This is a genomic window from Alteromonas lipotrueae (assembly GCF_019249255.1).
Lineage (GTDB): Bacteria > Pseudomonadota > Gammaproteobacteria > Enterobacterales > Alteromonadaceae > Alteromonas > Alteromonas lipotrueae.
Map to the genome: position 1 here is coordinate 99162 of NZ_JAESDJ010000014.1, position 10018 is coordinate 109179.

Consider the following 10018-nt stretch of genomic DNA (forward strand, 5'->3'; position numbering starts at 1 on the left):
TTTAGTAATGAAACATAGCATTATTGCGCTTGTTGTAAGTGCAACTTTTCTTTCTGCCTGCGGCGGCGGTTCAGACGAAAAAAACCAAGCTCCCATTCTAACTGCTGATGCTGCAGCCACGCTGAACGATTCAGCTGTTACTGTTGACGTGTTAGCGAATGACAGCGATCCAAATGGTGATGCGCTTACTATTTCTTCAGTCGGCACGCCTGATGTCGGCGAAGTCACCATTACAAACAATACATTGGTTTATACGCCTTCAGCGCAAGCAATGGGCGATGTGAGCTTTTCGTATGAAGTTACCGATGGTGAATTGTCATCAAGTTCAACGGTTACGATCACTAACCAACAGTCTGTCACAATCACTGGTATTGCAACTGATGCGCCTTTAAACAATGGAGAGGTTACTGCTACTAACAATAATGGTGACGTTCTGGCGACTGCAACTACTGATAGCAGTGGCAGATATTCACTTCCAATTCTTGTAAGTGAAAACCCTGGTTATTTAGTGCTTAACGCTAACGGGGTGGGTGATCAAATCCACGTAAGCCTAATGTCGCGGGTGGGTAATTTCTTAGATTTAAGAGCGCTTGCAAGTGAAAACAATACTAGTGAGCTTTCGGATGCACTGTTCTTAGAAAGTAAAATCACCCATGTAAGCACCGCGCTTTCTATCATGTACACTCAGTACGTAAACGACGGTGGGGAAGCAAGCTTTGACGTTTACGTCGGTGAAGCCGATTTTGAGAAAGTGTTAGACCTTGCAAGCTTTATAAAGGTACTTGCTGACAATGAAGACTTTTCGTTACCTGAAGGTACGGATACGGTTTCATTCTTTGCCGACAGTGAAGAAAATATTCTCACTACCATTCGAGCCTACTTAAATGATTTAGGGCTGATAAATGAAGACGGTACCTATGCCGATGCGTACGCGGATGCAATTAATGCTGCCCGTGTTGAAACATTAGAAGATGACACGCTTCAACAAAGCTACAGTGAATCATCGATAGCGGGCAAAACCTTTGCAACCTATAGCGCAGGAATGTACCAAGCGGCTAAAGGTTCGCCTGTTTATACATTCAATGCCGATGGAACAGGAAGCAAATCGTCAGCCGAAAACTATTACAACATTTTTTCAGATAGTGTTAGTTGGTCGGTAGATGATGGGGTGCTTGTAGTGGTGAACACCGATGCAACCCCAAGCCTTGAATTTCCGCCAAGCCCATCGAACTACCTTGAATACTTCGATGAAGAAACAGTATTGCAAATTCTTGCAGCAGATGAAGAAGGTTACTCTGCACAATGGAGAATAGAAAAACGTCCAGTTTCTGAGAGTTTCGAATTAGTGTACGAAAATGGTGGTAATGCGATTGCTCACGTTTCACAAGTTATAGAGCTAACGATAACGCCAGCAGTTGATGAGAGCTATGGAGCGCCTAAGTTTGTCACAGAGTATCCTCAAACTTACACCTCTATTTACAGTGATACTTCTGAAGTCATTTCGCTTTCTCGTGAAGATGTGTTGGCATCGCCTTGGGTAGTCGCTTACAACAGTGAGTTTGAGTACAGCTTAAACGACCGAGAAGGTAACCCGATTTCCCTAGAAGGCATGGTGAGCGATTACCTTACTTTTAACGATGACAACACGGTCACTTCTCGTTTGTTTGGTACTCAGGGCAGTTGGGCTTTCGACAGCGGTACAATTAGTTTATCTGTAAATGGTAAATCATTTACAGTAACACCGTTCAAAAAGCAGAATGACTACTTAATTGCTGTGTACGAATATGAAGAGGCCGGAAACGTAATAAAGTATGCGGCTGATATGCATGCTATCGACTTCAGCATGCCTGAAAGTTTTGACGTAACCTCTACGCCACCAATGGTGTGGGCTTCTACCATGAATACTTCGCTTTTTGTTAATGATTTACCACTAGCGGAAGATTTGTGGAGTTACTACTTTGATAGTGATGGTACTGCCGGTAGGGTTTTTGCCGAGATAGATTATTCTGATCCAGACTTACCTGATTCTCGTTTTGTGGATGACAGCGCGCTTTATAACTTTCAGTGGCAAAAAGAGGGTGACCTTTTAACGCTAAATGGTCTTAGAGAGAACAGTGCGTTTGTCTTTCAGCGTCGTTTTAAGTGGGAGCTACTTGGTGTGACAGACTCGGGGTTAATGGCTACCATTGAATATCAAGTAGGTACTATTGACTACAGCGACGGCTACAGCGTTGAGCCAGTTGGTACAGTTCCAAGGCTTAACTTCTTTATGCCACTAAACCTAGAGGATGCTTATCCAGAGATTTGGGCAAATACGGAAATTAATGGTCTTAATACCCCAGACTCACAAAACAACAGTTCAGTTTCATCACTAAAGCGTGATCAATAACGTATTGTTGGTATTTGAACTATAATTTAAGCCGAGCCCATGCTCGGCTTTCTTTTGTATTGAAAATCTTAAGTTCACTCCAACTAAGCATCCATTAGCTTTTGTGAGTAACCTAAGATAATGCGAGCCGCCTTAATAATAGATTCAGTAATAGTAAAATCTACTCGACTTTTCCCCGTAATCGCATAGTACCTTTCATTCAGCGAGTGAACTTGCCCTATACAATACACACCGTATTGCGCTTCCACATGATTTGATATGGCCGACGGCGCGCAAAACACGCCGAAGTCCTCGCTACCAAATAGCTTTAGCAGTGCGGTATCATCAAACTCTGCTACTATCTTCGGGTAGAGTTGCTCTGTTTCTAGCCAGCTCATTAACGCATGGTGAATACCGGATGTATTACCCTGAATCAGCAATGGCATATGATTTAAACAATCGGGAAAAGTCTGATTGCTTGGAAGAGGCGCTTTGGAAAAAAAGCTGAGCGCGCTTTCTCCGAGAAAGTGGCTGTTTGCACTCACTTGTGAGCCCGGTGCAATCCCCCTATCGGCCACAATGAAATCAATTGCATTAATTGCGAGCTCTTTAAGTAATCCATCGAAGCTATCTTCTTTAATAACATATTTAACGTTAGCGAAATTGCGCATAGTGTCATGGACGAAGTCATAAAAAAGCACTTTAGGTATACCATTAGTAATACCAATCACAAATTCTTTAGTATTTACTTCATCACCGGCGTTTAGTATTTCTGCTAGCTGATGGCCTTTATGAAAGATCTCACTAGCATATTGGAAGCTTACTTTTCCTTTGTCATTCAAATATAGGCGTTTATTAACCCTATCAAAAAGCGGGTAACCAATTTGATTTTCAAAAGTACTTAGTTGCCCACTAACGGTTTGAGGAGTAACGTGAAGTAATTTAGCGGCTTGCGCAATGCTGCCTTCGCGAGCCACTAAATAGAAGTAGTAAAGATGATGATAGTTGAGGTGATGCATAAGTAAGGTTTTTACGATGAACTAATAAGAATATAACAGGTTTAGTATTCTTTTATATGAATTACACTGGATAAAAGGCGAAGTATCACTCGGCGCTATTGAAGGAATTATGGGAAAAGTCATTAATTTACACGCAACGAGGAAAACCTTGTTTGCTATTTTGAAGCCAGAGTCAGGTTTTTTCTGGGTTGCCATAGCTTATGGTGTTGCTATTAGTTTAATGACATTAGCGGTGCCTATTGCGGTACAAACATTGATTAATAGTATTGCTAATATTGGCTCTGTTCGCTCGGTTGTCATACTTGCTATTGTGCTGTTTCTAACGCTCTTCGTATCGGGTATTTTTAGTGCGCTTCGAATGCGTATTATGGAATATTACGAACGCAAAGTTTATGCGCGTCTTACTGCCATTATAAGTTTAAAAACTATTATGGCGGAACACCGTTTCTTCGAAGGAAGGCAGAATACTAATATTACTCAGCGCTACTTCGATATAATGACTCTGCAGAAAAATGTGCCTTCGCTCATGGTGGATGGGTTCGCGTTGGTATTGCAAATGTTGGTGGGCTTTACGCTAGTATCATTTTACCACCCCATGTTATTTGCGTTTAACTTAGTGCTTATATTAGTGATGTATGCCATATGGAAAATATGGGGTACGGGGGCCAAACGCTCTGCTATCGAGCTTTCACATGCAAAGTACGATTCGGCCAAATGGCTAAACGACATTGCTGCCGCTCATGAATTTTTCAAATCGGCTGACCATGTTGAATATGCGGGTAGAAGTACCGACACCTTTATCAATAACTACCTCACTAAGCACAAAAATCACTTTCATTACACTTTTGCGCAAGTGGTTATGTTTTTGTTGCTCTATGCATTTGCCAGTGCGGCGTTGTTAGGTATTGGCGGTGTGCTGGTGGTACAAGGCCAGCTATCTATCGGTCAGTTGGTGGCTGCAGAATTAATAATGTCTGCGGTATTCTTTGGGCTGTCGCGTTTTACGCAATATTTAAAGCTTTACTATGAATTGTATGGCGCCGCTGAAAAGATAGGTTCTGCCCTGGTTATTCCGCAAGAAGTCGTTAATGAAAAAGCGGATCGGGTGCCAAACTCTTCGCAGTTAATTTTTAATAAGTTACACCTCACCCATGGTAGCGATACCTGTTTAATAGATTTGCAAATTGAAGCGGGTGGTAAGTACTTCATTACTACGAATAAGAGTTGGGTTCAAAAGCAACTTATTGGGCTAATGAAGCGCTACGAAAAGCCGCAAAAAGGTGAGCTACTGCTTGGTGACTTGAGCTTGTATGATTTCGATACCTATGAATTACGCCAAGCAATTAATACGCTAGACCGTTCTCTTATCGTTGAATGTTCCATCGAAGAGTATTTACGACTGGCAAACCCAAGAGCGAGCTTTGCTGAAATTAGAGCTGCTCTGGCGGCTGTTGAATTAGATACCGTTATCGATGCACTGCCTAACGGGGTTGATTCTAAGGTGTCGGTATTAGGGGCGCCATTGCAGCCGCTAGAATTCCTATTGTTAAAGCTGGCCGCAGTCATTATTGAAGAGCCCAAAGTGCTTATCATTAATCAACATTTCGACGCTATTCCGCTAGCACTGCGGCTACGGTTGTTAAACCGTTTGTCTGAACTTAGTTGTACGGTACTTTATTTTACCAACACACCTGAAGCTCATTGTTTGGACGGTGTTATTTATCTAAAAGACAGTGCCGAGGTAGTGGCAGCTGAACCTGCAAAAGAAAGCGTTGTTAGCCAAAGCGTGTCGCAGGAAGGAGCAAATGATGAATAGTGCAGAAAAGCGATTTTTAGATAATGTCAGTTCTTTATCTTCACTACATGTTCCGAAGCTTCATAAAGTGGTGTGTGGATTGGTGTTAGCGATGGTGGTGTGTGCTTCGCTTATTCTGTGGTTTACACCTTGGATGCAAACGGCTTATGGCACAGGAATGGTCGACTCTTTAGACCCAGTCGACAGAACGCAGGCGATTAGTGCCTTAGTTGATGGGCAAATAAAGCAATGGCATGTGCGAGAAGGTATGCAAGTAAAGGCGGGCGACCCTATCGTCACGTTAATTGATACCGACGCTGGCCGATTAGAAAAATTGCAATCTCAACTAGCGGCGGCAAAAGCTGGGCATCAAGCTAATGAAACTGCAGTAGCTAACGCTGAAAATAATTTAGCACGTCAAATGGGGTTACAAGAGCAGGGGCTAGTGTCCCGCAAAGATGTAGAAGCAGCGCAAATAAAGGTGCAGGAATTAAAAGCTAAGGCGGCAAGCTCTCTCTCTGCCATCAACGATGTAAGCATGAGTTTATCGCGTCAGTCTATTCAAACAAAAGTGGCGCCAGTAGATGGCACTATTATTAGGCTTTACTCTGGTGGAGTCTCAACATTTGTAAAAGCAGGTGCGGTGTTAGGGCAGTTTATCCCTTTGAACGCCAAGCGTAGTATACGAATAACGGTAACAGGGCTAGATGCGCCGCTAGTTAAAAAGGGCGCCAAGGCGCGTTTACAGTTTGAAGGCTGGCCAGTGTTTCAATTTAGCGGGTGGCCGGGTAGTTCTATAGGCACATTCGGTGGCGAGGTGGTTTACGTTGAGCCGGTGGCAAGTACCGCTGGTACGTTTCAGGTGTGGATAATGCCTGATGCAGATGACGTACCATGGCCTAAAGAAAGTGCTACGCGGTTAGGAAGCCGCGTTAAAGCGTGGGTATTGTTAGAGGAAGTGAAGTTGGGCTATGAACTGTGGCGACAATTGAATAACTTTCCTCCCCAGCAAACCGCTGAGCCCGAATCATCTCAAACTAAAACGTCGAGTTGGTAAGGGATAGCATGAGAAAACTACATGTTGTTACGTTTGCCTTTGCATTGAACGTTTCTGTGATGAGCTGTGCAGTAGCCGCAGCTCTGCCAACGGTAACTGAGCTTATCGAGTCAATGCAGTATCACCATCCTTATACTCAAGCCATTGCTGAAGGTGAAATTCAAAGCGGTGCAGATATCGATATTGCGCTTAGCGAGTTCGACCCTTTTATCGAGCAACAAACATCTAGCAGAGTAAGTGGTTATTACGATGGTTTGGCACTACAGCAACGCGCGATAAAGCCGCTTCAGTCGTTGAACGCTTCAGTTTATACAGAGTACCGTGTGTCTGATGGTGACTTCCCTGTTTACGAACAAGAATATGAAACCCTCTCTGGCGGGGAGGCCAGCTTAGGAATTTCACTTTCGTTATTAAAGAACCGAGAAGTAGATAAACGAAGAGTAGGGGTAAGAAATGCAAGGTTAGCTGCACAGCAATGGGAAGCTGAAGCGCAAGACTTGCTGAATAGCTTTTTACACAAAGGGTTAACCGAGTATTTGTTATGGTATGAGAGCGCGTTGCAGGTGATATCGGTGGAATCATTATTGAGCCGCGCTGCTGAACGTGAACGTGCACTATCTACTCGGGTTGAAAAAGGCGATCTAGCACGGGCCACGCTTACCGAGTTTAAAGCGAATATTTTAGAACAGCGTTTATTAGTGGCTAAGTTGAAGCAAAAACGCAATGCACATGCCCGAACCTTGTCTTACTATTGGCGCGATACTCAAGGTGAAATGATACCGATAACAGAAACTAAATTATCGGCAGATATTCATTGGCCTTTTAGCGTAAGTACTGCGCAAATAAGTCAGCTACGTAAACAAATTACTCAGCACCCTCAGTTAGCGTTATTGCGCATGAGTAAAACGGTGGTTCAGAACAAGCAAGTCTTGGCTAAAAATGCGCTGTTGCCGAAACTTGACCTGAAGGCGTCTTTGGCACGAGATATCGGGAGTGGACCTAATTCACTTGACGGTACAGAGAGCAAAGTGGCTTTGGCGTTTTCCTATCCGCTAGGTAATAGAAAGGCAAAAGCTGAACAAGTTAAGCTTGTGTCGAAGGGACGAGAGCTCGAACACAAGTATGTATCTAGCAAGCAATCCATCGAGCAAGCATTCGAAAAAGCTTATGAGTATTGGGTGCAAGCAAAAGAGATCGCTAGTTTACAGCAACAAAATGCAGAACTCGCCAAGCTACTATCAAGTATGGAGCTTCAACGTTTCGACGCGGGCGACAGTGATATGTTTACGCTAAACGCTAGGGCATCCAATGAAATCAAGGCGCAAATGAAAGCGATTGAAACCAATGTCGATTTATTGAATGCTGAGCTTATGCTTTATCGTGTCGTTGCTGTATTGCACACGGTTAATCACTAGTTCAGTAGATGGCCAAAACGTGTTTAATCTTAATGTTCTATTTTACCTTTAAAGCTGGCTTGCAACTAGACGAGGGCGCTTATTGACCTGATGCATATACTCGCGCTTGATTATATTGCATTAAGGTAGGTATAAGTGCGGCTGCTAACATGTAGTTGGTTTCACTAAACCACCGGTCGTCATATCGAATCTCAGCTTTACGTGTTTCACAATTTCGCATTGGGTTGCCGAACAATACATGATGTGTCGATTTTCCTAGGTTTTCGTTACGTGGAGTTTTTGGCAACGCTAAAAAGTCGTAAACGTTGTCTAGCGTTTCACTGGGGTTGAAACAAAACGGTTCGTAACCTACTACTTCGAAGGGTAAAGCGAGTTGGTTTAAAAGAGATTCCCTTTTCTTATTATCGCTTAGCCATCGCATCATCTGATACCAATAGTGGCCCTTTACCTTTTTTAATCCTTTGCGAGGCTGCGACCGGGCTAACCTAGCTTGTGAACTCGCGTAAGAGCGAACATCTCTGATCAAAAATAGCGCTCTAATATCAATAGTTTCAGAGCCCGCAAGCAACGTTAGGTGTTTTACTCCCTTAGAGGTATCTATGGGTTGGTAGTCATTACCATATAATTTAGAAAATTGAGCGAGTACACTAGCGTAAGCATCTGGATAATAATTTGGCTTTGCAGGGTTTACGATATCTAAGCTTCGCATTTTCGATAATACAGGTTGCCAAAATTCGCACTTGTCAGCGGGGGCTCCGCAACTACAAAGATGCACTTGTTTGTTCAGCCAGTAGGTCGGCCCCATCCGTAAAACCTGATATATTTCTCCAAGCGATATGAGGTTTTCATGGCATGCTAATGCCATTGAGAATACCGTTGACCCAGAATGAGATAGGCTGGTTAAACAAACGATGGGTTGTTTAAAAGGGGAGAAGTCGTTATTGTTCTGCGTCATAGCTTGTCGTTAGTCAGAGTAAATATGGAATTACCTACTCTGACTTACAAAAGCGACGAATGATCTTATCTTTACGTATTATTTACGTAAACTTGAAGCTTTGTGTAGTATTTCTGAATTAGTTATTAATAGCTGACTCAAATTCATCTTCAGATAAACCAGCGGCCATAGCATATTCTTTTAACTTGTCGTCTTGAACACCGGCATGTTGCGCAGTAGCTAATATACGAATAACTTGCTCACGTTGCTGAGACGATTCTCTTACGGCCGTTTCTACTACTGTTTTTGCATCGTTAGGAAATACAGCTAACAGTGCATCTACTACGTATTCACCAACAAAAGGCACTGCATTAAGTGCGCTCGTCATGATATCGACAATCTTGTTTGGGTGTTCTTGAGACAAAGTCTGAACAATACTGTCTGCTGCATCAGGTTGCGTTAGCACGGCAACGCGAACAATCTCGCTTAGTTCTTCAGGCGTTGCAACAGCAGCAGCTTGAACAACGAAGTCTACATAAGTAGGTTCTGCCATTATCGCCAACTGAACGATGTTAGGGCATGAGCTTACTTCTTTCTCTATAGCCAACTGTACTATTTCTTCTGTAGATGAAGGCTGAGAGGAAATAGCTGCAAAGATAATCTCTCGGTACTGATCAGGATATGTGTCTAATGCGATATCAACAATTGAAACTACATCTTGAGGGTAATGACCTGCTATAGAACTAATAGCACGTCCAACAGACATGTTTTGATCAACCTGACGTTTTAAGAACGAGGTTTGAAAATGATTTGATTGATTAGAGGTAGCTTCTTCCGGTGAAACAGTTCCATCCTTTACGTTCATACCTATCGCTGGTGTACTTACTGCGAGTACCAGCACTGCCGATGAAAGCAATGAAGTAATACGAAACATATATCCACCTTATATTTATTGCGTAGTCTATTACCACTAACGGACTACCACTTTATAGGAATTATAAACCCATCCTATTAGTAATTAGTCCATATTGTCTACTTATTATCTCATCTGAGTGAAAATTAACCGAATGGTTCAGTTTATTACACTTTTCTTAAAACAAGGGTTGACGCAGGCTCAGAAATCTCTAGAATGCGCATCCGCTTCGACAGGAAAGTGAAACAACTTACACTGGCAAAGCAAGTCACTACTTACCTTTAAGGTCAAGTGTGACGGGGTTTTAAAGAAAATGCTTTAGAAAATAAATTTTCAAAAAGTGTTGACACTGAAAGCTTCAAGCGTATAATGCGCACCTCACTCGAGCAGGGTGAGTCACGAAGAAGCAATGGCTTCTAGTGAATTGCGACAAAGTCGCAACGTTCTTTAACAATTTATAACAAGACAATCTGTGTGGGCACTCATTAAGAGTGTCACACAACGACGATTCATATTC

General features: G+C 42.8%; 7 protein-coding genes. 4 read left to right on the plus strand and 3 right to left on the minus strand.

All coding sequences use genetic code 11. The features are described 5' to 3' along the window. The first annotated feature begins 7 nt into the window (after positions 1-7). Positions 8-2389, plus strand: coding sequence for an Ig-like domain-containing protein (locus KYS23_RS16825; protein WP_218419489.1), 2382 nt, complete (start codon positions 8-10; stop codon positions 2387-2389). Between the two features lie 83 nt (positions 2390-2472). Here KYS23_RS16825 and KYS23_RS16830 read toward each other — a convergent pair whose 3' ends face one another. After that, entirely contained in the window at positions 2473-3387 is a 915-nt protein-coding gene (locus KYS23_RS16830; RefSeq protein WP_218419491.1) for a LysR family transcriptional regulator, read from the minus strand. Between the two features lie 109 nt (positions 3388-3496). On the opposite strand from KYS23_RS16830, the gene KYS23_RS16835 reads away from it, so the two are divergent. From KYS23_RS16835 to KYS23_RS16845, 3 genes are read left to right on the plus strand one after another with little or no spacing between them, the layout of a single operon-like run. After that, entirely contained in the window at positions 3497-5203 is a 1707-nt protein-coding gene (locus KYS23_RS16835) for an ABC transporter transmembrane domain-containing protein (RefSeq protein WP_218397872.1), read from the plus strand. Then, the gene (locus KYS23_RS16840; protein ID WP_159534713.1) at positions 5196-6239 is read left to right on the plus strand and encodes an efflux RND transporter periplasmic adaptor subunit; all 1044 of its coding nucleotides are present in this window, start codon (positions 5196-5198) and stop codon (positions 6237-6239) included. The genes KYS23_RS16835 and KYS23_RS16840 overlap by 8 nt, the downstream gene beginning before the upstream one ends. An 8-nt stretch (positions 6240-6247) precedes the next feature. Beyond that, positions 6248-7654 carry a TolC family protein gene (locus tag KYS23_RS16845; RefSeq protein ID WP_218419493.1) on the plus strand — a complete coding sequence of 469 codons (1407 nt, stop codon included), beginning with the start codon at positions 6248-6250 and terminating at the stop codon, positions 7652-7654. A gap of 79 nt (positions 7655-7733) precedes the next feature. Here the strand turns inward: KYS23_RS16845 and KYS23_RS16850 are convergent, their stop codons facing one another. Continuing rightward, the gene (locus KYS23_RS16850; protein ID WP_218397875.1) at positions 7734-8609 is read right to left on the minus strand and encodes a hypothetical protein; all 876 of its coding nucleotides are present in this window, start codon (positions 8607-8609) and stop codon (positions 7734-7736) included. 118 nt (positions 8610-8727) lie between these two features. Then, positions 8728-9453, minus strand: a complete 726-nt coding sequence (locus KYS23_RS16855; protein ID WP_373996607.1) for a hypothetical protein — start codon at positions 9451-9453, stop codon at positions 8728-8730. Positions 9454-10018: the final 565 nt, after the last annotated feature.